Source organism: Brachybacterium netajii (SeqCode) (genome assembly GCF_054114245.1).
In genome coordinates, this window is record NZ_JBSYXB010000004.1 from 192,115 (window position 1) to 214,506 (window position 22,392).

At 73.2% G+C, this 22,392-nt stretch carries 14 protein-coding genes; 9 read left to right on the forward strand and 5 right to left on the reverse strand.

Annotated features, from left to right (window positions below; translation table 11 throughout):
• Window positions 1–184: 184 nt before the first annotated feature.
• A complete protein-coding gene (locus ACXET9_RS09995; protein ID WP_457886437.1) occupies window positions 185–1,489 on the reverse strand; it encodes a CDP-glycerol glycerophosphotransferase family protein in 1,305 nt (434 codons plus the stop codon).
• Complete coding sequence (locus ACXET9_RS10000) at window positions 1,489–3,393, reverse strand: glycosyltransferase (protein WP_457886438.1); 1,905 nt, start codon at window positions 3,391–3,393, stop codon at window positions 1,489–1,491. Before ACXET9_RS10000 ends, ACXET9_RS09995 begins: the two co-directional genes overlap by 1 nt.
• Window positions 3,394–3,619: 226 nt before the next feature.
• Between ACXET9_RS10000 and ACXET9_RS10005 the strand changes: the two genes are divergently transcribed.
• Window positions 3,620–4,666, forward strand: a complete 1,047-nt coding sequence (locus ACXET9_RS10005) for an alcohol dehydrogenase catalytic domain-containing protein (protein WP_457886439.1) — start codon at window positions 3,620–3,622, stop codon at window positions 4,664–4,666.
• 66 nt (window positions 4,667–4,732) lie between these two features.
• Here the strand turns inward: ACXET9_RS10005 and ACXET9_RS10010 are convergent, their stop codons facing one another.
• Window positions 4,733–5,923, reverse strand: coding sequence for an ROK family transcriptional regulator (locus ACXET9_RS10010; protein ID WP_457886440.1), 1,191 nt, complete (start codon window positions 5,921–5,923; stop codon window positions 4,733–4,735).
• A gap of 116 nt (window positions 5,924–6,039) precedes the next feature.
• Between ACXET9_RS10010 and ACXET9_RS10015 the strand changes: the two genes are divergently transcribed.
• The 6 genes from ACXET9_RS10015 (at window position 6,040) to ACXET9_RS10040 (ending at window position 14,134) form a co-directional block, all read left to right on the forward strand.
• Window positions 6,040–6,861 (forward strand): LacI family DNA-binding transcriptional regulator, encoded by an 822-nt coding sequence (locus tag ACXET9_RS10015; RefSeq protein WP_457886441.1) that lies wholly within the window; start codon window positions 6,040–6,042, stop codon window positions 6,859–6,861.
• A 245-nt stretch (window positions 6,862–7,106) separates the two neighbouring features.
• Entirely contained in the window at window positions 7,107–8,438 is a 1,332-nt protein-coding gene (locus ACXET9_RS10020) for an ABC transporter substrate-binding protein (RefSeq protein ID WP_457886442.1), read from the forward strand.
• Window positions 8,439–8,452: 14 nt separating this feature from the next.
• Window positions 8,453–9,466 carry a carbohydrate ABC transporter permease gene (locus ACXET9_RS10025; RefSeq protein WP_457886443.1) on the forward strand — a complete coding sequence of 338 codons (1,014 nt, stop codon included), beginning with the start codon at window positions 8,453–8,455 and terminating at the stop codon, window positions 9,464–9,466.
• A 2-nt stretch (window positions 9,467–9,468) separates the two neighbouring features.
• Window positions 9,469–10,305, forward strand: coding sequence for a carbohydrate ABC transporter permease (locus ACXET9_RS10030; RefSeq protein ID WP_457886444.1), 837 nt, complete (start codon window positions 9,469–9,471; stop codon window positions 10,303–10,305).
• Window positions 10,302–12,911 carry a glycoside hydrolase family 2 protein gene (locus tag ACXET9_RS10035; RefSeq protein WP_457886445.1) on the forward strand — a complete coding sequence of 870 codons (2,610 nt, stop codon included), beginning with the start codon at window positions 10,302–10,304 and terminating at the stop codon, window positions 12,909–12,911. The genes ACXET9_RS10030 and ACXET9_RS10035 overlap by 4 nt, the downstream gene beginning before the upstream one ends.
• Window positions 12,908–14,134, forward strand: a complete 1,227-nt coding sequence (locus ACXET9_RS10040) for an AGE family epimerase/isomerase (protein ID WP_457886446.1) — start codon at window positions 12,908–12,910, stop codon at window positions 14,132–14,134. The genes ACXET9_RS10035 and ACXET9_RS10040 overlap by 4 nt, the downstream gene beginning before the upstream one ends.
• Before the next feature lie 225 nt (window positions 14,135–14,359).
• Here ACXET9_RS10040 and ACXET9_RS10045 read toward each other — a convergent pair whose 3' ends face one another.
• On the reverse strand, window positions 14,360–16,450 hold the full coding sequence (locus tag ACXET9_RS10045) for a glycosyl hydrolase (RefSeq protein WP_457886447.1): 2,091 nt from the start codon (window positions 16,448–16,450) through the stop codon (window positions 14,360–14,362).
• Window positions 16,451–16,551: 101 nt separating this feature from the next.
• Between ACXET9_RS10045 and ACXET9_RS10050 the strand changes: the two genes are divergently transcribed.
• Both ACXET9_RS10050 and ACXET9_RS10055 read left to right on the forward strand, forming a co-directional pair.
• On the forward strand, window positions 16,552–19,938 hold the full coding sequence (locus tag ACXET9_RS10050) for an ATP-binding protein (protein ID WP_457886448.1): 3,387 nt from the start codon (window positions 16,552–16,554) through the stop codon (window positions 19,936–19,938).
• Window positions 19,939–20,134: 196 nt separating this feature from the next.
• Window positions 20,135–20,674: a hypothetical protein gene (locus tag ACXET9_RS10055; protein ID WP_457886449.1), complete on the forward strand. Its 540-nt coding sequence runs from the start codon at window positions 20,135–20,137 to the stop codon at window positions 20,672–20,674.
• On the opposite strand, the gene ACXET9_RS10060 is transcribed toward ACXET9_RS10055, so the two are convergent.
• A complete protein-coding gene (locus ACXET9_RS10060; protein WP_457886450.1) occupies window positions 20,656–22,377 on the reverse strand; it encodes a trehalose biosynthesis protein in 1,722 nt (573 codons plus the stop codon). The genes ACXET9_RS10055 and ACXET9_RS10060 overlap by 19 nt on opposite strands.
• Window positions 22,378–22,392 lie beyond the last annotated feature (15 nt).

Here is a 22,392-nt window from a genome sequence, read left to right on the forward strand (position 1 = left end):
GGTCGGGGGCTCCGTCGCCGACGGTCCGCGCGCTGCGGGACCGGGGCCGTGAGCACCGGATGTCCGTCGAGTTCACCGGGACGACATGCTGCCGCCCCGTCCCGTTCACTCTACCGTCGTCGCCCTGGGTGCCCGGCGGATTCGCGGGTGCTCGGGTGTCCGGGTGTCCGGTCTCCCGGGTGCGTCACGGGGCGCCCGCGCCGTGCTCGAGGGAGCTGCGTCCCTCGGCGGCGCGGATGCGGGCCCACAGCTCGTCCCGCTGGGCGGCGAGGTCCCGGCAGGCCTGCAGGAAGCGGGCGAGGGAGGCGCCCCGCGTCGTATCTCCGAGGTAGTAGGAGATCAGTGCCCGGCGCTCCTCGCCGCGCGGGTCGTCCTCCACCTCGCGGCGCACGATCTCCGCGGCGCGCGGGGCGTCGTCGAGGGTCAGGCGCGGCACCACGCGCAGGAGCTCGGTCTCGGCGTCGTGCGCGTCGACGTCGGCCGAGGCGGTGACGACCAGGGGGCGTCCGGTGGCGAGCCAGTCGTTGGCGACGGCGGAGACGTCGCACAGCAGCAGGTCGGCGTCGGCGAAGTCCTCCTCCAGCCCGCGGCCCGCGGACACTCGTCCGAGCGGGGCGCCGTCGGGGCCGGGGGCGCGGCCGGGGCCGTCGTCGCCGACGAGCAGCCGACGCAGGCGCGCGTCGGCCTCGCCGTACTCGGGGACGCGCACGCCGGTCAGCGGGTGGGGGCGGTAGATGACGCGGACGCCGTCGGCGAGCAGCGAGCGGACCGCGGTCTCGGCGTGGCTGAGCAGGGAGCTGTAGGCGACGCTCGACTGCCCGCCCTCCCAGGTCGGCGCGTACAGCACCGCGGGATGCGCGGGGTCGGCGTCGGTGCGCGCGGTCGACGCCTCGGTGTCGAGGGAGGGGCGCCCGACCTCGATGCAGCGGGAGCGGGCGTCGAACAGCGCGGTGTACTGGCGCAGGCGGTCGATCGCCGCGGGGCCGGCGACGAAGGAGTAGTCGAAGGCCTTGATCTGGTTCGAGACCGAGACGGACTTGTCGGAGTCGCCGTGGAGCATCGAGACGTGGATGACCGAGCGCGAGCGCAGGGCCGCGGTGTTCATCGGGTTGTAGTTCACGTACAGCACGAGCTTGATGTCGCTGCGCAGGATGATCGCGTCGAGCGTGGCGTCGCGGGCGATGGTGACCACGGGCAGCTCGAGCTCGGAGCGGATCGTCGCGGCGACCCGGGAGTCCATGCAGACGACGGTCACGCCCTGCTGCTCATGGAGGGCGCGCAGCGGCCCGTACCAGCCGCGCAGCTGGTAGAGGCTGTCGGCGGTGTCGGGGAAGTAGACCAGCACCTCGCCCTCGAGGACGGCGTCGCGCAGGGACTCGTCGTCGCCGAGCCCGTCGGGCATGCCGCCGGGCAGCAGGCGGTAGCGGCGCAGGATCTTCCCCCCGGCGCTGCGCAGGCGCCGGTTCCAGGAGTTCGTGCGGGAGGGCATCAGCGGTCGTTCCTGTCGGTGGAGCGGCGGGAGGCGTCGGACACGGCATCGGCGTCGGCGTCGGAGCCGATGTCGGAGCCGGAGCCGGAGCCGGGGCCGGAGCCGGAGGCGAACAGAGGCAGCCAGGCCTCCGCGGCGGTGTGCCGGGGGAGCGCCGTGCGATAGCGGTCCTGCAGGCGGCCCCAGCGGAGGGCGATCCGCGCATGGCCGAGCAGGGTGCGTCGCAGCAGGCGGCGTCCGGTGGATCCCAGCACGAGCAGGGGGGAGGTCGCGTGGTCGTCGCCGGCGATGACGACGGCGTCGGCGCCGAGGATCGTGCGCCAGCGGAGCTCATCGGCGGGCACGGCGAGGACGATCCGCGGGGGACGGTCGGGCCGGAGCAGCCGCAGCCCGGCCCGGGCGGCGGCGCGGGGCAGCGGGAGCCGATGCCTGCGGGTGGGGAGGAGGGCGGGGCGCCCCTCGCGCGCGGGGAGCGTCTCGAGCGCGGCCTCCTGCTCGGCGGTCCAGGCGTCGACGACGGCCTGGCCGTCGGAGCGGGCACGGCCGAGATCGGTGCCGAGCCAGGTCTCCGGACCGGCCCGGAAGGAGTCCAGCCCCTCCTCCCAGAGCAGCGCCGTGAGGTGCTGGCCGGAGACGATGTGCTTGATCTGGTGCAGCAGCGAGGAGACGAGGACGCCGCGGGAGGCGCCGTAGGCGGCGGCGGTCGCGAGGCGGTTGCGGTGCAGGACGCGCGCGGTCCAGGTCATCTGCGTGCGGTGGGCGTTCCACGGCGGATGGTGCACGGAGGTGCCCGGCAGGACCGCGTGCGCGAAGCCGCGACGGGTCGCGCGCAGCCCGTACTCGGCGTCGTCCCACTTCAGGAAGTAGGGCGACGGGAGCCCGAGGTCGTCGACCGTCCCGGGCGGGAACAGCGTCGCCCACCAGCCCGTGTAGTTCGCGCCCGCGTGCTCGGCGAGGAAGCCCCAGTCGGCCGGGCCGGTGCCCGCGAGGTCGATCTCCCCGCGCATCCCGTCGGCGGGCCGCCACTGGAAGCTGCGGACGTCGACCGCCTCGGTGTGCGCGATCAGGCGCAGCGGATCGTGCGCGGAGAACAGCGGAGCGCCGACGACGGTGGGGCCCGCCGCGAGGGTCTGCAGCATCAGCATGCGGCGCAGGGACTCCTCGTCGATCACGGCGTCGTCGTCGGAGAGCAGGATCGCGGCCGACGGGTCGGCGGAGGCCTCGAGCATGCCTCGGGCGTAGCCCCCGGATCCTCCGAGGTTCGGCTGCGCGATGAGCTCGATCCGGGCCGGTCCGGCGAGCAGCCGGGCGAAGCCCGCGTGGTGGGCCAGGGTCCCGCCCTGGTCGATGACGAGGATCCGCCCGACGATGCTCATGGCGGCGAACCGCGCGACCTGCGCGACGGCGTCCGCCTCGCGGCGGAAGGTCGGCATGACCACGGTGATCGGGGGGAGCACGGGCTCCGGGCGCGATGCATCCGCCGGGGCGTCGGCGAGGTTCCACTCGACGGTGTCCAGATCGCCGTCGAACCAGATCCAGTCGGCGTCCTCCTGCGCGAGGTCGATCCGGACCTCGCCGTCCGGCACCGGCCCGCGGCGCCGCAGCGCGTCGCCGCGCGCGGCGAGCAGGGAGATCCCGCGGCCCTCGGCACGGCCGCGCAGGACGACGTCCCCGAGCGCCTCGCGCCAGGCGCCGACGGGCAGGACCTGCCCCCAGAGCGCGGCGGTGCGCGCCGCGGCAGAAGACATGTCGGGCTCGGCGGAGGAGCCGGACCTGTCGGAGGAGCCGGGGCCATCGGGGGAGCCGGGGGCGCCGAGGCCCTGCGGCCGGCTCCGGTCCCGTGCCCAGCGCTGGAGGGTCGCAGGAGCTGACGGCCGACGACGGCCGGTCGCTGCTTCCTGCATCTGCCCTCCTCGTGGCGGGATCGTGACGGGTCCCGTGCCGCTTCTCGGCGCCGGTCCGGCGGCATCGTGCGCGCCGCGGCGGGACGGTCCGCCGGCGGCGGCTCGACCATGAACCACAGGTTAACCGGCGATGGACCGACGGGTAAGGATACGGCGCTAGCCTGAGGACGATCGTGACCATGTCCGCGGGCGCCCGGCGCTCCGCCCGAGACCATCAGGAGGCCCCGTGCGCGCCGTCCTCGTCGAACGGTTCGGCAGTCGTCCCGAGGTCGCGGAGCTCCCGGCGCCCGTCGCCCCGCCCGGCGGAGTCGTGCTGGACGTCGAGGCCACGGGCCTGTGCCGCTCGGACCACCATGCGTGGGCCGGCCATGACGACGGCGTCGACCTCCCGCACGTGCCCGGGCACGAGCTCGTCGGGCGGATCGCCGCCGTCGGCGAGGGCGTGCACCGACGTCGGGCGGGCGAGCGCGTGACCGTGCCCTTCGTCTGCGGCTGCGGGACCTGCGCCCTGTGCCGGGCCGGGCAGGCGCAGGTGTGCCCCGAGCAGACCCAGCCCGGGTTCACCCACCACGGCTCCTGGGCCGAGCAGGTCGTGGTCCATGCCGCCGACCACAACCTCGTGCCGGTCCCCGCGGAGCTCCCGGCGGAGGCCGTCGTGCCCCTCGGATGCCGCTTCGCGACCGCTTACCGGGGTCTCGTCGACCGGGCCGGGCTGCGCGCGGGCGAGAGCGTCGTCGTGATCGGATGCGGCGGCGTCGGCCTCTCGGCGATCATGATCGCGGTCGCCCTCGGCGCCCGGGCGATCGCCGTCGACATCGACCCCGGGGCGCTCTCCCTGGCGCGTCGGCACGGGGCTGAGGTCCTCGTGGACGTCGCGGGGATCACCGACTCCGAGGGCCCCGAGGGCGTCGCCGCCGCCGTGATCGCGGCGGCGGGGGAGCGGCCGACGGTGACGGTCGAGGCCCTGGGGCGGGAGTCCACGACGAACGCGGCGCTGCTGGCGCTCGCCCCGCTCGGACGCCATGTCCAGATCGGCCTGTTCGCCGCGCCGCCGACGCTCGCGCTGCCCCGTGTGATCGGCCAGGAGCTGAGCATCCTGGGCTCCCACGGCATGGCCGCGGCCGACTATCCGGGCCTGCTGGAGCGCGTGGTCTCCGGGCGCCTGCGGCCGCAGGACCTGGTCGAGCGCACCATCTCGCTCGAGCAGGCCTGCGACGAGGTCGTCGCCCTCGGGCACCGCACGACGCCGGGCATCACGCTGATCCGCCCCTGACGCCCGGCTCCTGGCGCCCGGCCCCTGGCGCCGGATCCTGCCGCCCGGCTCCGACGGGGCGGCGTGTCAGATGAGCGCCGCGTCGCTGCGCAGCAGGATCTTGGCGGCGCCGGTCGCCGCGGCGTCGTGACCGGTCTCGTCCATGATGATCTCGACGTCGGAGAGGCGCCCGAAGGCGGAGAGCCCGATGCGGCGCGAGATCTCCCCGAGGTAGAGGGGGCCGGCGACCGCGAAGCCCGGGCCGGACAGGACCAGCACCCGCGGGTCGAGGAGCGCGACGAGGGCCTGGGCGCCGAGTGCCATCCAGCGGGCGCTGTCCTCGATGATGGCGGCCGCGGCGGGGTTCCCGCGCAGGGCCAGGCGCGCGACCTCCGCGAAGCGGGTCTGCGTGGAGCCCTCGGGGTCCTCGCGGATCAGGCCGGCCGTGCGGGCGCGCTCGATGACGACGCCGGGACCGGCGAGCGCCTCGAGGCAGCCGTCGGCGCCGCACCAGCAGGGCGGCCCGTCGGGGTCGATGCACACATGGCCGACCTCGCAGGCGTTGCCCTGGGAGCCGCCGAAGACCTCGCCGAGATGGCGGAAGCCGCCCCCGATGCCGTCGGACATGAACAGCACGGCGCCGCTGGAGGCGTCGTGCTCGTCGAGCACGGTGGTCCCGGCGGCCGCGGCGCTGGCGTCGTTGTCGAGGATCACGGGGAGGCCGACGGCCTCCTCGATCATGGCCCGCAGCGGGAGGCCGACCCAGGCGGCGAGGTCCGGGGGCGCGGACAGGAGCCCGTCGTCCTGGCGCAGCGGGCCGGGGCAGACGGCGCCGACGCCGACGATGCGGGAGCGCGGCACGTCGGCGCGTCGGATCAGGTCGTCGATGAGCTCGGCCCAGGTCGCGATGCTCGCGACCGGGTCCGGTCCGAAGGGTGCCCAGGGGCGGCGGATGCGGGAGACGAGGTTCCCCGCGAAGTCCAGCATGACCAGGGTCGACGAGGTGAAGCTGAGGTGGGCGCCGATCACGTATCGGGCATCGCGGCGCAGCTGCAGCAGGGTGCGGGGCTTGCCTCCCGTCGAGGCGCCGCGGCCGGACTCGGCGACGAGCCCCTCGTCGATGAGGCGCTTGACGGCGGAGCTCACCGTCGGAGCCTTCAGATCGGTGAGCTCGGTGAGCTCGACACGGCTGATGCTCTCGTGCGTCCGGACGAGATCCACGAGGAGGGCGCGGCTGCTGAGCGGCGCCCGGATCGCCTGGAACATGGGGGGAGTCATGGTGAGCCTTCCGCGAGCATCGGTCAAGGGACGAATATAGTCATCGGACGGATGGGACGAGGAGAGAGCGGAGAGACAGCACCATGCAGGAGCCGCGGGGCAGGATCGTCGGGCTCGTGCATGGCACGGAGGAACCTGTCGCGGAGCTGACGCCGTTCCTGGCCGAGCTCGTCCTGGGCATCGAGGAGGAGCTCGGGGAGACGGGCGACGCCGTGTACATCACGGCCGCCCGCCGCGGCGACGAGGAGCGCGCCCTGTGGGACGCCTGGATCGCCGACGGCTCCGTCGATGCCGTCATCATGACCGACGCCTCGGCCGATGACGACCGCCTCGACGCCCTCGCCTCCCTGCCGATCCCGGCGGTGCTCCTGGGCGGTCCCGAGGATCGTCGCGAGGTCTGGCATGTCGTCGTCGACAACGCCGGGGGCGCCCGGGCCGCGGCCCGCACCCTGCTGGATCTCGGCCACCGCCGCCTCGCGCGCCTCTCGGGCCCGCGGCAGCTGCTGCACACGATCACGCGCGACGAGGCCTTCGTCGAGACCTGCCGCGAGGGGGGCGCCGAGGTCGCGCTGCGCGAGGGCGACTTCAGCGAGGAGTCGGGCCGGCTCGCGGTCCGCGCGCTGCTGGGCTCGGCGACGCCCCCCACGGCGGTCTTCTGCGACAGCGACCTGATGGCGCTCGGCGCCCTGCGCGCGTGCGCCGAGCGCGGTCTCCGCGTCCCCGCGGACATCTCGATCCTCACCTGGGACGACACGGCCAACGCGCGCCTGGCGACGCCCCGGCTCGGAGCCGTGACGATCGACCTGCATGAGCTCGGCCGGCTCGTCGGCCGCGCCGTGCGCTCCGCGATGGACGGCGAGGCCCCGCAGCTGGTGCGCGCCCCCGTGCCGACGGTGCGGCGCTCCGGCTCCGTCGCCGAGGCCCCCGCCGCCGGCTGACCGGCCCGGCCGCCGACTGGCCGGCCCGCCGAACGGTCGGCCCGGCCTGCCGCGCCGCTCGGCGCGCGAATCCTTGCAGCGTCCCGGCTGTCGGTCGCGGCCGATCGTTGCCGTTTCGGGACCTTCGTCCATCCTTGCCATATTGGCTCCCACCTCGCCTTTCGTGCATCGTCGCAGGTCATCGACGAGGTTGACTATCTTTGTTCACTAACCTAAGTTAGTCCGCACCTGACGAAAGGACAATGATGTCGAACCACCGCACGACCATGACCCGCCGCACCGCGCTCGCCGGGACCGCCGGGATCTTCGCCCTCGCGGCGACCGCCTGCTCCAGCTCCGAGTCGGGCTCCGGCTCGAGCGACTCCGGGGAGATCGCCGGTGACATCACCGTGCTCACCTGGCGCACCGACCTCCTCGAGGACGGCACCCTCGACGAGTATGTGGACCGCTTCCACGAGACCTACCCCGATGTCAACGTCGAGTTCGAGGGCATCACGGACTACGAGGGCGAAGTCCGCACCCGCATGAACACCAAGGACTACGGCGACGTCCTGGCGATCCCCAACACGGTGACCCGCGACCAGCTGGCGGACTTCTTCGAGCCCCTCGGCGACTTCGAGGACTTCGAGACGAAGTACAACTGGGTCGTCGACAAGTCCTACGAGGGCAAGAGCTACGGCATCCCGGTCCTGGGCAACGCCAACGGCGTGCTCATCAACAAGGCCCTCTGGGACGGCGCCGGCGTCACCGAGACGCCGACGACGCCCGAGGAGTTCCTCGCCGCGATGGAGAAGATCAAGGCCGCCTACCCGGAGGCCGACCCGGTCTACACGAACTACAAGGACGGCTGGCCCGTCACCGCGTGGGAGTACTTCCGCGGCGGCATCAGCGCCGACGTCGACTACATCACGACGATGGTCAACGAGGACGACCTGTGGGCCGAGGGCAAGGACCACTACATCATCGACAGCCTGCTGTTCGACCTCGTCGAGCAGGGCTACACCGAGGCCGACCCGACGACCACCAACTGGGAGCTCTCGAAGACGATGATCGCCGACGGCGAGATCGCCACGATGTTCCTCGGCTCGTGGGCGATCCCGCAGATGCGCCAGGCCGTCGAGGAGGCCGGCGGCGACCCCGCCGACATCTCCTACATCCCGTTCCCCTCCGCGAAGGACGGCGTCATGCACGCCATCACCGCGGGCGACTACAACCTCGGCATCAACGTGAACTCCGAGAACAAGCCGGCCGCCCGCGCCTGGCTCGACTGGTTCATCCACGAGTCCGGCTACGCGACCTCGCAGGAGGGCCTCAGCCCCGTCATCGGCGGCGAGACCCCCGAGTCCCTGCAGGAGTTCGAGGCCACGGGCGTCGAGTACATCACCCTCAACCCGCCGGCCGAGGGCCAGGAGACGCTGCTCAGCGACATCGACACCGCCTCGGAGCTCGGCCTCGACGCCGCGAACCTCCGCCAGGGCATCATCGACGCCGCCCGCACCGGATCCCAGTCCAAGGCCGACCTCTTCGCGTCCCTGAACGCGAAGTGGAACGCCGGCCGCGCCGCCGTCGGCGCCTGACAAGAAAGTCCCTGATGTCCACCACCACGTCGTCGGCTCCGACGACCTCGACGAACGAGCCGGCCGTCCGGCGCCCGCGGCATCGCGGCGCGCCGGGCCGCCGGACCGTCTCCACCCGCGTCATCCCGTGGCTGTTCCTCGCGGTCCCGCTCGGATTCCTGATCCTCTTCACGTACCTGCCGGTGCTGAACATGCTCGGGTACTCGATCACCGACTGGGACGGCCTGAGCAAGACGCGGGAGAACGTCGGCCTGGAGAACTACGTCAAGATCTTCACGCAGCCCGACAACCTGCGCGTGTTCTACGTGTCGCTGTACTACTTCGCCGCGTCGTTCGTCCAGCTCGCGCTGGCGCTCTACTTCGCGACGATCCTCAGCTTCAAGGTGCGGTTCGTGAACCTGTGGAAGGGGCTGCTGTTCTTCCCCTACCTCATCAACGGGGTGGCCATCGGACTCATCTTCAACAACTTCCTCCGTCCCGAGGGAGGTCTGGACACGCTCCTGATGTCCCTCGGGCTGGAGAGCCTCATCCACCAGTGGACCGGCGATCCGGCGATGGTCAACATCACCCTCGCCACGGTCTCCGTCTGGCGATACATGGGCCTGAACTTCGTGCTGTTCCTCGGGGCGATCCAGTCGGTGCCCGGCGAGCTGTACGAGGCGGCCGCCCTCGACGGCGCGAACCGCTGGGACCAGTTCCGGCACCTGATCCTCCCCGCCATCCGACCGATCGTCGGCCTCTCCGTGATCCTCGCGATCTCCGGATCGTTGGCGGTGTTCGAGATCCCCTACATCATGACCAGCGGCGCGAACGGGTCGGAGACCTTCGTCATCCGCACGATCCGCATGGCCTTCGAGCTGAACAACGTCGGCCTCGCCTCCGCGATGGCGGTCGTGCTGCTGCTCATCGTCCTCATCGTCACCTGGGTGCAGCGCACCCTCGTCGACGATGACGACGAGCGCGATGCGCGCCGCGCCGCGAAGCGCGAAGCGCGCCGCGCCAAGGCCCTCGCCCAGGAAGGACGCTGATCATGGAACGCCCCGTGCTGCGCGTCGTGCTCGCCATCGGCAAGTACCTGTCCCTCGTCCTCGGCTCCATCGCCGTGCTCCTCCCCATCTCCCTGATCGTGCTGGGCTCGTTCAAGGGCAAGCGGGAGTTCCTCAAGACGGGGCCGTTCACGCTCCCGGAGGACTGGACCAACCTCGAGAACTTCGTGACCGCGTTCACCCGCGGCAAGATGCTCCAGGCGTTCGGCAACACCGCGATCATCCTGGTCGTCGCCGTCGCCGGCGCGATCCTCATCGGTGCGGCCTCGGCCTACGCGATCGACCGCTTCCGGTTCCGCGGCCGCGGGATCGTCATGGGCCTGTTCCTGCTGGCGACCCTGGTCCCCGGCGTCACCACCCAGGTGGCGACCTTCCAGATCATCAACGCCCTGGGCCTGTTCAACTCGCTCGGCGCGCCGATCGTGCTCTTCATGGGCACGGACATCGTGAGCATCTACATCTTCCTGCAGTTCATCAGGAGCATCCCCAAGGAGCTCGATGAGGCGGCCTCCCTCGAGGGGGCGGGCCATCTGCGGATCTTCTTCCAGATCATCCTGCCGCTGCTGAAGCCGCCGATCGCCACGGTCGTCATCGTCAAGGGCATCGCCGTCTACAACGAGTTCTACATCCCGTTCCTCTACATGCCCGCGCGCGACCTCGGAGTCATCTCGACCTCGCTGTTCCGCTTCATGGGCCCGTACGGAGCGCAGTGGCAGATCATCTCCGCCGGCATCCTGATCGTCCTGCTGCCGACCCTGATCGTCTTCCTCTTCCTCCAGCGCTACATCTACAACGGCTTTGCCGCAGGAGCAGTGAAATGACCGCCCCGACCGCCCAGACAGTCCCGAGCACCCCGACCACCCCGACCCGTGCGGACGCCGTCGAGCTGCGCACCGGCTGGACGCTCTCCCCGACCGGGCCCGGCGCCGAGCGCCTCCCCGCCTCGGTCCCGGCCGAGGTCCCCGGCACCAGCCATACGGCGCTCCTCGCGGCCGGAGCGATCGAGCACCCCTATCGCGACGACGTCTCCCGTGAGCAGGAGTGGATGTTCGACCTGGGCTGGACCTACCGGCTCGAGCTCGATCCCGAGCAGCTCGACCTCGCCTCCCCCCGGGCCGACGAGCGCGTCGAGCTCGCCCTCGACGGCGTCGACACCTTCGCCGAGGTCAGCCTCGCCGGCGAGCGCCTCGGCGCCACGACGAACATGCACCGCTCCTGGCGCTATGACGTCGGCGCGCTGCTCGACGGCACCGCCAAGGAGCTGCGGGTCGACATCGCCGGCGCGACCGCGATCGCCGAGGCGGAGCACGATCGCCAGCATCGCCGCCCGAGCGCGTACCCGACGCCCTACAACGCGACCCGCAAGATGGCCGCGAGCTTCGGCTGGGACTGGGGACCGGACCTGCGCACCGCGGGCCTGTGGAAGCCGGTGCGGCTCGAGCGCTGGAGCGTCGCCCGCCTCGCCGAGGTCCGTCCCGTGATCCGTCTCGAGGGCACCACCGGCGTGGCCGAGCTCCACGTCCGCCTGGACCGCACCCGTCCGGGCGACGTCGTCCTCGCGCTCAGCGCCCTCGGGCGCACGGTCGAGGTCCTCGTGCCCGGCGATCAGCGCAGCGCCGTGATCACCCTCGAGCTGCCCGAGGTCCCCGTCTGGTGGCCCGTCGGCTACGGCGACCAGCCGCTCGTGGACCTGCGCCTCGAGGCCCGTGAGGGCGAGGCCCTGCTGGACGACTGGTCGCGCCGGGTGGGCTTCCGCACGGTCGCCGTCGACACCGAGCCCGACGAGCACGGCACCCCCTTCACGTTCGTCGTCAACGGCCGGAGGATCTTCGCCAAGGGCGTCAACTGGATCCCCGACGACCATCTGCTCACCACCATCGATCGCGACCGCCTCGCGCGCCGGATCGACCAGGCGCTCGACGCGCACTGCAACATGGTGCGCGTCTGGGGCGGCGGCATCCACGAGTCCGACGACTTCTACGAGCTGTGCGACGAGTCCGGGCTCATGGTGTGGCAGGACTTCCTGCTCGCCTGCGCCGCGTACTCCGAGGAGCAGCCGCTGCGCGCGGAGATCGAGGCGGAGGCGCGGGAGAACGTCGTGCGCCTCATGTCGCATCCGAGCCTCGTGCTCTACAACGGCGGCAACGAGAACGTGTGGGGCTACGAGGACTGGGACTGGAAGAAGGACCTCGAGGGCCGCAGCTGGGGCGCGCACTACGCCGCCGAGCTGTTCCCGCGGATCGTCGCCGAGCTCGACCCGACGCGCCCCTACAGCGCCAACAGCCCGTACTCGCCGGGTACGGCGCCGACGGGCGTCCACCCCAACGACCCCGACCACGGCACCCACCACGAGTGGGAGGTCTGGAACCGGCGCGACTACGTCCACTACCGGGACGCCATCCCGCGGTTCTGCTCCGAGTTCGGCTTCCAGGGCCCGCCGGCCTGGTCGACCCTGCAGGAGTGGCTCGCGGTCGACGGGACCCCGATCACCGAGATCGCGGACCCCAAGGAGCACCCGGTCTTCCTCGCCCACCAGAAGGCCGAGGACGGCAACGCCAAGCTCGACACCGGTCTCGCCGCGCATCTCGGCGTCCCCGAGTCCTTCTCGGACTGGCACTGGGCGACGCAGCTGAACCAGGCGCGCGCCGTCGGGTACGCCCTGGACCACTACCGTCGTCACTGGCCGCGCACCGCGGGGGCCCTCGTCTGGCAGCTCAACGACTGCTGGCCGGTGACCTCGTGGGCGGCCGTCGACTGGGCCGAGCGCCCCAAGCCGCTCTGGTATGCGCTGCGGGAGAGCTTCGCGCCGCGCCGCCTCGTCGTCGCCGCCCCGACGGGCGCCAGCACGTCGTCCGGGGCTCCGTCCGACGGCTCGGCCTCCGCCGCGGGCCTCGAGCTGAGCCTCATCAACGACACCGATGAGCGGATCGTCGGCGAGCTCGCGCTGCGCCGCATCGCCTTCGACGGCACCGAGCTCGCCGTGCTCCGGATCCCGATCAGCGCCGACGAGCGTGCCGTCACCACGATCGCGGTGCCCGCGAGCGCCGCGACGGCGGAGGATCCGACCCGGGAGGCGCTCGTCGCCGAGTTCGGCGACCTCCGCACCGTCCACCTGTTCACCGAGGTGAAGGACGCCCGTCTCGAGGACCGTCCCTTCGACGCGGTCGCGCGCCCCGTCGAGGGCGGCTACGCGATCGAGGTGACCGCCCGCTCGCTCGTCGTGCAGCTGACGCCGCTCGTCGACCGGGCCGCACCGGACGCCGAGGCGCTCGACGCGCTGGTCACGATCCCCGCCGGGGAGACCGCGACCGTGCTCGTGAGCACCACCGCGACGGACCTCGAGCAGGCGCTCGTCGCCCCCGAGGTCCTGCGCAGCGCGAACGATCTGGCCGTGCTGGCCCGCGCCGCCGACCAGGTGGCCGTGTGAGCCCCTGGACCGCCCTGTCCTCGCATCGCGCCTGGCTGCAGGGGGAGTTCGAGCGGCTGCTCGGCTTCGGGCGCCCGCAGATCGCGCAGCCGACCGGCGCCGCCTGGCTGGATGCGTCCGGCCGGCCGACGGACCAGGTCCCCGAGACCTGGCTGACCGCCCGCGCCGTGCACGTCCATGCGCTGGGCGCGCTCGCCGGGATCCCCGGCAGCGCGCCCGTCGCGGCGGCGAGCCTCGCCGCGCTCGCGGGGCCCCTGCGGGACGAGGCCGACGGCGGCTGGTTCCACACCGCCGACCGGGATCCGGCGCAGGGCAAGCATGCCTATGACCACGCCTTCGTCGTCCTCGCGGCGACGTCCGCGCAGTTCGCCGGGATCCCGGGGGCCGAGGCCCTGCTCGAGGACGCGCTCGCGGTGCTCGAGGAGCGCTTCCTCGACGTCGACGGCCTCGTCGTCGACTCCTGGGATGCGGGCTTCGCCGTCGCCGCGGACTATCGCGGCATCAACTCCACGATGCACACGGTCGAGGCGCTGCTCGCCGCGGGCGACGTCGCCGGACCGGTCTGGCATGAGCGCGCGGCCCGGCTCGCGGGCTTCGCGATCGTGCGGGCGAGCGAGCACGGCTGGCGCCTTCCCGAGCATTACGCCGCCGACTGGACGGTGCTGCCCGAGTACAACGACGACCGCCGCGACGACCAGTTCCGGCCGTACGGCGCGACCGTCGGCCATGCGCTCGAGTGGGCGCGGCTGATCCTGCACCTCGAGGCGGCCCTGGGCACGGACCATCCCGCCTTCGCGGAGCTCCCGGCCTCGCCGCTCGAGGCCGCGCTCGCGCTCTACGACCGGGCCGTCGCCGACGGCTGGTCGGCCGACGGCGCCCCCGGCTTCGTCTACACGACGGACTGGTCCGGCGTCCCGGTCACCCATGACCGCCTGCACTGGGTGCTCGCCGAGGCGATCGGCGCGGCCGCGGCCCTGCACGAGCGCACCGGTGAGGCGCGCTTCGCCGCCGACTACGCGGCCTGGTGGGACCACGCGGAGGAGTTCTTCCTCGACCGCGAGGAGGGGTCCTGGCATCACCAGCTGGATCGCTCCAACCGGGTCGCCCGCACCGTGTGGCCGGGCAAGCCGGACCTCTACCACGCGGTCCAGGCGACGCTCGTCCCGCGCCTCCCGCTCGCGCCCAGCATGGCCTCGGCGATCGCCGAGGGCGCGCTGCGCTGACGGACGGCGCATCGTCGGCGGAGGGCATCCCGCCGACGATGCGCTGCGCCGACGGACGGCGCATCGGGAGAAGCCCCCGTCATCGCGATCAGCGATGACGGGGGCTTCTCCTCGTCCGCGGGGCGCCGACATCTGCTGGCCCGCGGGCCGTGAGCACCGGTCGGCCGACGGGCCCGACGAGCAGGCCGGCCGACGGGCCCGCGGGGCGCCGTCGGCCGGGTGCGCTCAGATGCCGTCGGCGGTCGTCGCGCGGATGTCGTCGATGTGGATCGTGCCGGTCACGGGCCCGCCGTCGGCCTGGCCGACGTAGAGGTTGAAGGCCGTGACGTTCGCGAGCCGGGCCGCGTCGAGGGCCTTCCCGGCGTTCGCGGTGTCCCAGGGGGCGGGGGCGAAGTCCGCGAACAGCGCCTCCTGCTGCCCGCCGGCGGCGTCGTCGAGGGCGAGGGCGTGCTCGAAGTAGATGCCGTCGGCGACGACCTGCAGGGTCGCCCCGTTGGTGCTGCCGTCGCCCTGGAGCCAGAGGGCGAGGCGATCGGTCGCGGACCAGTCCTCGCCGACGGTCTTCCCGATCCCCGCATAGGTCGCGGGGGAGAAGTCGTAGCTGTACGCGCAGCCGTAGGCGCTGTCGGAGCGGTCGGAGCGATGATCGGCGCTGAGCGCGATCGCGGCGCCGTTGACGAGGCTCCAGGCGGCGCCGAGGGTGACGTCGTCGCCGGCGTAGCCCTCGAAGTCGTCGACCCAGCCGGCGGGCATCTCGTGGGCGGGCCCGAGCAGCACGAGGCGCTCGTCGCGCACCGTCGTGCGGCCGATCGTCGCGTCGAGCACGAGCGAGGCGGTCTCGGCGTCCTTCCAGCGGCCGTTGATCCGCCAGGTGCCCGAGTGGAAGCCGTCGTCGTCCAGACGCAGCTTGAGCTTCCAGGTGCCGTCGATCGTGACGAGCGCCGAGCGGACCTCGCCGCCGGTCAGGCGCGCGCGGACGGTGAAGGTCTTCGCATCGACGCGGCTGCGGTCCGTCGGGGTGACCAGATGGCCGACGGCGTGGGCGGCGGCGACCGTCGTCGCGAGCGAGAACGGGTCGGCGAGGTCCGCGGCGAAGATCGTGCGGGGATCCTCGGCGAAGGCCACGAAGTCCGCGTGCTGCGGATGCTCGGCGCGCTCGTCGGAGGCGGGATAGGGGATGTAGGCGCGGTTGTCGCCGCCCCAGTCGGCCCAGGTGAGCAGGAAGACGCTGCGGCGCGCCCGCTCGTCGGCGTCGATCGCCGCGAGGAGGTCCGTGAACCAGGTCGGGTCGGTGTCCTCGGCGCCGGACTGGCCGAACTCGGTGTAGGCGGAGACCTTCCCGCGCTCCTCCGCGAGATCCGCGATCATCCCGAGGTCCGCGACCAGGCCGTCGAGGAAGGCCTGCGAGCCGCTGGAGTCGTCGTAGGTGTCGTAGCCGAGCACGTCGACGAAGGCGTCGCCCGGATAGGTGCGCAGGTAGCCCTCCGGATCCCCGCCGAAGCTGCCGCCGGGGGAGTAGGAGTAGAGCACGTTGTGGACGTCGCAGGCGTCGCGCAGATGCTCGACGGTGAAGCGGAACAGCTCGACGTACTCCGAGGGGGTCGCATGCCCGGCGCCCCACCAGAACCAGCCGCCGTTGTTCTCGTGCCAGGGGCGGAAGACGACGGGGATGAGCGTGCCGTCCTCCCGGGTCGCGCCGCGGAAGGCGGAGGCGAGCACCTCGAGGTACTCGACGAAGGCGTCGTGGCGGTCGCCGCCGGGCAGGATCGCGGGGACCACGGAGCCGGAGACGTCGTAGAAGCTGCCGCCGGTGACGAAGTTCGGCAGATGGGCGCTGAGCGTGTTGATGCCGCCGATCGCATCGGCGGCGCGGAACGCCCAGACGAGGTGCTCGGCGTTGTCGGCGGGGGTGGCGCCGGAGACTCCGGGCCGCTCCTCGCCGTCGAGGATCAGGGTGTCCCAGCCGAAGACCGCCGGATGATCGCCGACGGCGGCGAGCGTGTCCGAGGCGGTGCCGTCGGGCTCGTCGAACGACCAGCCGTGCGTGAGGTCGTGCTGGTGGCCGAACAGGATGCCCTCGCCGCGCTGCGCGCGCAGGGCGGCGAAGAGGGAGGCGGTCTCGGGCGTGGCCGCGGGGTCCGCGAGCGAGATCGTCGAGGAGCCGGAGCCGGAGCCGGAGCCGCCGTCGGCTCGTGCGGCGGCGAGGCCGAGCGGGCTGCCGGGGATCCCGACGGCGCCGGAGGCGGCGGTCACGGTGAGCAGGCCGGTGGCGGCCAGGGCGGTGCGCCTGCTGAGGCGCGGAGCGAGAGAAGACATCGTCGTCCTTCCAGTCGATGAGGACAACTTAGTGAGGCGACCGAAGAAAGGCAAGGGGGGATCGGCCGGAGGCCGTCCGCCCTGGCCGGTACCCTTCTGGGGTGGAATCCGATGCAACGACCCTCGACCTGCCCGGCGTCGCCGCCCCGGAGGCGGAGACCGATCGGCGGGAGCTCGACCCCGATCACCCGCACCCCGGGCAGTGGCGGCTGACCCATGTGCAGGTGTCGAACTGGGGGACCTTCCACGGCACCCACGACCTGGCGATCTCGCCCAAGGGCTTCTTCCTCACCGGCGGCCCCGGCACCGGCAAGTCCACGCTGCTCGATGCCATCAGCGCGCTGCTGACCCCGCCGCGGACCCTCCAGTTCAACGCCGCCGCGTCGGACGCCGGACCGAACCGCTCGAAGTACCGCCGCACCGTCGCGAGCTACGTCCGCGGCGCCTGGGCCATGCACTACGACCAGGCCACGGGCGAGTTCAGCCAGGAGGTCCTGCGCGATCGGACCACGCTGTCGGCCGTCTCGCTGCGCTACTCCGACGGCCAGGGCGGCACCGTCCAGCTCAGCCGCCTGCTGCTCCTGCACGCCGGGCACACTGCCGACAGCGACGTGAAGAGCCTGTACGTCATCGCCCGCCAGCCGCTCGACGTCGCCGACATGCGCCCCTTCGTCTCGACGCAGATCGAGGGCAGGGCGCTCGCCGCCGCCTTCCCCGGCACCGAGACCTTCCGCCAGTTCCGCGAGTACCGGGCGGCCTTCAGCCAGCTGCTGGGGATCCCCGACGAGAAGGCGCTGGGGCTCCTCCACAAGATCCAGTCCGCGAAGGAGCTCGGCGACGTCAACGCCCTCCTGCGCGACTACATGCTCGACGCCCCGCGGACCTTCGAGCTCGCCGACCAGGCGCTCGCGAACTTCCACAACCTCTCCGAGGTCTACGAGGCCCTGGTGACGGCGCGCGAGCAGCGCGACCTGCTGCGCTCGCTGCGGGAGGACCACACCGCCTGGCGCGGGATGCGCGAGCGCGGCGGCTCGCTCGTCGACCGGCGCGCCGACATCGACGTGTTCGCCGCGCAGCATCTGGTGCGCCTGCTCGGCGAGGAGGAGGAGCGCCTCCAGCTCGAGCGCGACCGCACCGCCGCCCAGCAGCGCCGGCTCACGCAGGACGTCGCCGAGGCCCGCTCCGACCTCGCCCAGCTCAAGGAGCAGCGCAAGCGCGCGGGCGGCGGCGAGATCGACGACTGGAAGCAGCAGATCGCGGGCCTCGAGGTCGAGCGCGAGAAGCGCCGCGAACGGGCCTCCGAGTTCGCCGCCCAGCTGGCCACGGTCGAGCTGGCGACCCCGGCCGGCGAGGACATGTTCCTCGCGCTGCAGCGCGAGGTCGCGACGCTGCGGGAGACCCTCGAGGCCGAGGAGCAGCAGGCCGACGGCGCCCGCTGGGAGGCCGAGGCGACGGTCCGCGAGCTCGCGTCCCGCCTGGAGGACACCCGCCAGGAGCTGAAGTCGCTGACCACGCGCGCCTCGAACCTGCACTCGGAGGACGTCGCGCTGCGCGACCGCATCGCCGCCGAGGTCGGCGTCGCCCCCACCGAGCTGCCCTTCGCCGCCGAGCTGCTGCAGGTCCGCGCCGGCGAGGAGGAGTGGACCGCGGCCGCCGAGCAGGCGCTGCGCGGCCTCGCCCGCTCGATCCTCGTGCCCGAGCGCGTGTACCGGAAGGTCGCGGCGGTCATCGACCGCACGAAGCTGCGTCGGCGCATCTCCTACAACCGCGTCAACACCGACCTCCGCCGTCCCGCGGTGGGCGTCGACGACCGCGCGCTCGCCGCGAAGATCGAGGTCAAGGAGGGCGAGTTCCATCCCTGGCTGAGCCACGAGATCGCCTCCCGCATGGACTACGTGTGCGCCGAGGACCTCGAGGAGTTCACCCGCCTGTCCCGCGCCGTGCTGCGCTCGGGTCAGGTCAAGCATTCCGCGACCCGGCACGAGAAGAACGCCGACCGGCAGATCAACGACCGCTCGCAGTGGGTGCTGGGCTTCGACAACCGCGCCAAGCGCGCCGTCTTCGAGCAGGAGCGCACCCGCGCCGAGCAGGCGCTGTTCGAGGCCCAGGCCCGACGCAAGGACGTCGAGGTGGAGCGCGACGAGCGCCGCGAGCGCCTCTACGCGCTGCAGTCGATCGCGGGCGTGGCCTGGGACGACATCGATGCCGCCTCCGTCGCTCGGCGCGTCGCGAACCTGCGCGACATGGTGCGCGCCGCGGAGGACGGCTCGGCCGCGCTGACCGAGCTCGCCCGCCAGATCGACGACGTCGAGCGCGCGATCTCCGACACCGACGCGGAGCTGCTGGAGGTGGTCCGCACCGCCGGCAAGCTCGCCGAGCAGGCCGAGCGCGCCGCCGAGCGGCTCACCGAGGCGCAGGGCAAGGTCGCCGACTCGGGGCTCTCCCCGGAGATCGAGCAGGAGCTCGCCGAGCGCTTCGCGGCGATCGCCCCGACGCTGCTGATCTCGAACATCGACCGGGTCACCAAGGACGCCTCGGCGACCCTCGACGCCGAGCTCATGGACCTCACCCGCCGCACCTCCCGCGCCGAGGAGGACATCCGCACGGCGATGCGCGAGTTCGCCCGCCGCTGGCCCGCGACCGCCGGGGACACCGCCGCGACGCTCGACGCCGCCGACGACTTCCTCGCGATCCTCCAGCGCATCGAGGAGGAGAAGCTCCCCGAGGTCGAGGACCGCTTCTTCGACTTCTTCACCTCCAACACCCTCGGCGACGTGCAGGCCCTCGCCACCGCGATCGCCCGCGAGCCCGCGGAGATCCGCAAGCGCCTGCAGCGCATCAACGCCCTGCTCTCCCAGGTCGAGTTCCACTCCGGCCGGTACCTGCAGCTGTCGATGCGCCCCGTGCACCTCGCGGCCCTCGACGAGTTCAAGAAGGCGCTCGAGGCGGCCGTCGCCGACACCGCCCTGAACGACATGAGCCGCGACCGCGAGCTCGCCGAGGAGCGCTTCCTCTCGCTGCGCCACCTCATGGAGATGATCAGCGCGGCCCGCACCCGCGAGGACCAGGTCTCCCGCGCGATCCTCGACGTGCGCCGCCACGTGCACTTCCACGCCGAGGAGATCGACGCCGAGGGCGCCATCGTCCACGCCCACGAGTCCGGGGGCCCGCTGTCGGGCGGCCAGAACGAGCGCCTGACGACCTTCTGCCTGGCCGCCGCGCTGCGCTACCAGCTCGCCGGGACGGGCATCGACGTGCCCCGCTATGCGCCGATCATCATCGACGAGGCCTTCTCCAAGGGCGCCGGCAAGTTCATCACCGCGGCGATGGAGTCCTTCCGCCACTTCGGCTTCCAGGTCATCCTCGCCAACCCCGGGAAGAACCCGCAGGCGCTCGCCCCGTTCATCGGCGGCGTCGGCGTGGTCTCGATCCGGCAGGACCGGTACTCCTCGATCGCCCCGGTGGAGTTCGTCCCGGTCGAGGGCTGACGAGCCGGCGGGCCGACGAGCCGACGGACCGACGGGCCGACGGGCCGGCGGACGACGGGGCATGGGGAGTTCTCCCCATCGTCCGGGACCGATGACGCGGATACCGTGGACAGGATCGCCGCGCGGCGGGGACGGGCGCGCAGCCCGCGCCCCCGGCGGAGCACCCGCGGCATCGGCGGAGCAGGGGGGAAAGAGCATGACCGCACCTCAGCGGAAGGCGCTGGGCGATGTCAGCGAGGCCGTCGGCGACCCTGTCGGCCGGGCCGTCGGCGAGCCCGTCGGCCGGGCCCTGGGCGACCCCGTCGGCCGGTCCGTCGGCGATCCGACGGCGATCGCGCTCGAGCGCGAGGCGCACGAGCGCGTCGCCCTGATGCTGGACGCGGTCGTGACGGAGCTCCGCCACGAGCAGCCGACGCTCGGAGCATTCCTCGAGCGCCGGCCGGCGCGCGTACGGAATTCGGGTCTGCTCTGGCACGGCCTGGAGACGATGAGCCTGGTCAGCGCCCTGCTCGCGAGCCAGGGCGCGCCCGGATGGCGGTCCTCGGGATTGACCTCGCTGGTCCGTGCGGCCGACGCGGCGGCGCGCGGCCAGGGCCTCCTGCGCCAGGACGACCGGCTGCGCGGCGGCCTGCGCCAGCTGTCCTGGCGGAGCCCCGAGGGGGATCTGCTCGAGGTCGTGATCGGGGTGTGCGTCAGCGTCCGCGCGACCAGCGCGCCCTACCTGCCCGAGATCTGAGGCTCCTGCGCGCCCTCCGGCTCTCGCGGGTCCCGCGCCTCTCGCGCCTTTCGCGCCTCTCGCGTCCCCCGCGGCTCCTGCGACTCCCGCGCCTCGGCGTCGAGGACCCGCTGCGTGATGCGCTCGAGCGCGCCCAGCGGGATGCCCAGCCAGTCGGGACGGTTCCGCGCCTCGTACAGCGCCTCGTAGACCGCCTTGTCGGCCTCGAAGGCGGCGAGCAGGATCCGCAGCGCGTCCGCGTCCGGGGCCGACACCGGGCGGGCGTCGAGGCCGGCCTCGCGGACATAGCCGGAGAGGAAGGCCTCCCGGGCGCTGCGGAGCCAGCGGGCGGTCGCCTCCGGATCGGCTCCGTGCTCGCGCTGGACGGCGGCGGCCGCATAGTCCAGGCTCCGCAGCATCCCGGCGACGTCGCGGACGGGGGAGTCGGGGCGCGAGCGCTCCGCGAGCGGGCGCAGCGGCTCGCCCTCGAAGTCCAGCAGCACCCAGCCGCGCCCCGGCGCGGAGAGCACCTGGCCGAGGTGCAGGTCGCCGTGGATGCGCTGGCGGTCCGGCCACGCGATGTCGAGGCAGCTCCCGTAGAGCACCTCGAGGGCGGTCCGATGGGCTGCGACCTCGGGGACGATCGCGGCGACCTCGCTGATGCGGCGGATCATCCGCCCCACGATCGCGGCGGCGTCCGAGGCCGGCGTGGGCACGGTGCCGAGGGCCTCGGCGAGATCGCGATGGATCTCGGCGACGGCCGTGCCGAGATCGCGGACCGCGTCGGAGACGTCCTCGGCCGCGGCCGCGGCGCGCAGGGTCGTGCGCCAGGCGTCCTCGACGCCGGGGAGGAACTCCTGGGCGAACAGGGCGTGCCCGCGCAGGGGCCCGACGGAGACGCGGGCGGAGCCGACGGCGGAGGGCACCCGGGTGCTCCCGACCTCGCTGAGCGCGCCCTGGAGGACGACATCGGGGTTGTCCCCGTCCTGGAGGACGCGGAACACCTTGAGGATGACCGGGGCGACGCCGTCCTGCTCGACGACGATCGAGGAGTTGGACTGCTCCCCGGAGAGCAGCCGGCTGCGGGCCCCCTCGCCCACCGGCAGCGCGGGGCGGTCCGCCCGGGCCGGGAGCAGCTCGAGGGATGCGCCCTCGAGGGGGCCGGAGCGCTGCAGCAGGCCGAGCGTCGCGGCCCGGCCGTCGGCGTCGCGCAGCGCGTCGAGCACGAGCACCGGCCCGTCGGGCCCGGCGAGCGTCGTGATGCGCGCGCCCGGCTCCTCGCCGGCGGCGCCGGCGGCATCGGCGGCATCGGGGCCGACGGGCCCGTCGGCCCCGTCGGCCTGCGGGCGCAGCACGAGCGGCACCTGGTAGAGGACGTCGCCGCTGCCGGTCGCGACCCGCACGGCGACCCAGCTGACGGCGTGGTCGCGCTCCTCGACCAGCGTGAGGGCGCCGACGACCTCCGTCCCGCAGGCCCCGGCGCGGTCGCCGACGGGATCATCCGTCCGGTCCGTCCGGTCCGACCTGTCCGTCCGGTCCTCCGCGCGATCGCCCTTGTGGGCGAACCAGCGCTGGGCCGGCATCCAGGCGGCGAGCGCCCGGCCGAGGTCCGCGAGGCGCGCGGGATCGGTGCGGCGGGCCCGCGCGACCAGGTCCACGACGGCGGGGCGAGGAGCGGCGGGGGAGGAGGGAACGGCGTCGGCTGCGGCGTCCTGGGCGTCCATGGGCCCACAGTACGT

What these genes read in the sequence shown, in the direction of transcription:
- ACXET9_RS10025 (WP_457886443.1), top strand. Translation starts at nt 8,453, where the DNA reads ATGTCCACCACCACGTCGTCGGCTCCGACGACCTCGACGAACGAGCCG.
- ACXET9_RS10060 (WP_457886450.1), bottom strand. Translation starts at nt 22,377, where the DNA reads ATGGACGCCCAGGACGCCGCAGCCGACGCCGTTCCCTCCTCCCCCGCC.
- ACXET9_RS10030 (WP_457886444.1), top strand. Translation starts at nt 9,469, where the DNA reads ATGGAACGCCCCGTGCTGCGCGTCGTGCTCGCCATCGGCAAGTACCTG.
- ACXET9_RS10035 (WP_457886445.1), top strand. Translation starts at nt 10,302, where the DNA reads ATGACCGCCCCGACCGCCCAGACAGTCCCGAGCACCCCGACCACCCCG.
- ACXET9_RS10045 (WP_457886447.1), bottom strand. Translation starts at nt 16,450, where the DNA reads ATGTCTTCTCTCGCTCCGCGCCTCAGCAGGCGCACCGCCCTGGCCGCC.
- ACXET9_RS09995 (WP_457886437.1), bottom strand. Translation starts at nt 1,489, where the DNA reads ATGCCCTCCCGCACGAACTCCTGGAACCGGCGCCTGCGCAGCGCCGGG.
- ACXET9_RS10020 (WP_457886442.1), top strand. Translation starts at nt 7,107, where the DNA reads ATGTCGAACCACCGCACGACCATGACCCGCCGCACCGCGCTCGCCGGG.
- ACXET9_RS10055 (WP_457886449.1), top strand. Translation starts at nt 20,135, where the DNA reads ATGACCGCACCTCAGCGGAAGGCGCTGGGCGATGTCAGCGAGGCCGTC.
- ACXET9_RS10010 (WP_457886440.1), bottom strand. Translation starts at nt 5,923, where the DNA reads ATGACTCCCCCCATGTTCCAGGCGATCCGGGCGCCGCTCAGCAGCCGC.
- ACXET9_RS10000 (WP_457886438.1), bottom strand. Translation starts at nt 3,393, where the DNA reads ATGCAGGAAGCAGCGACCGGCCGTCGTCGGCCGTCAGCTCCTGCGACC.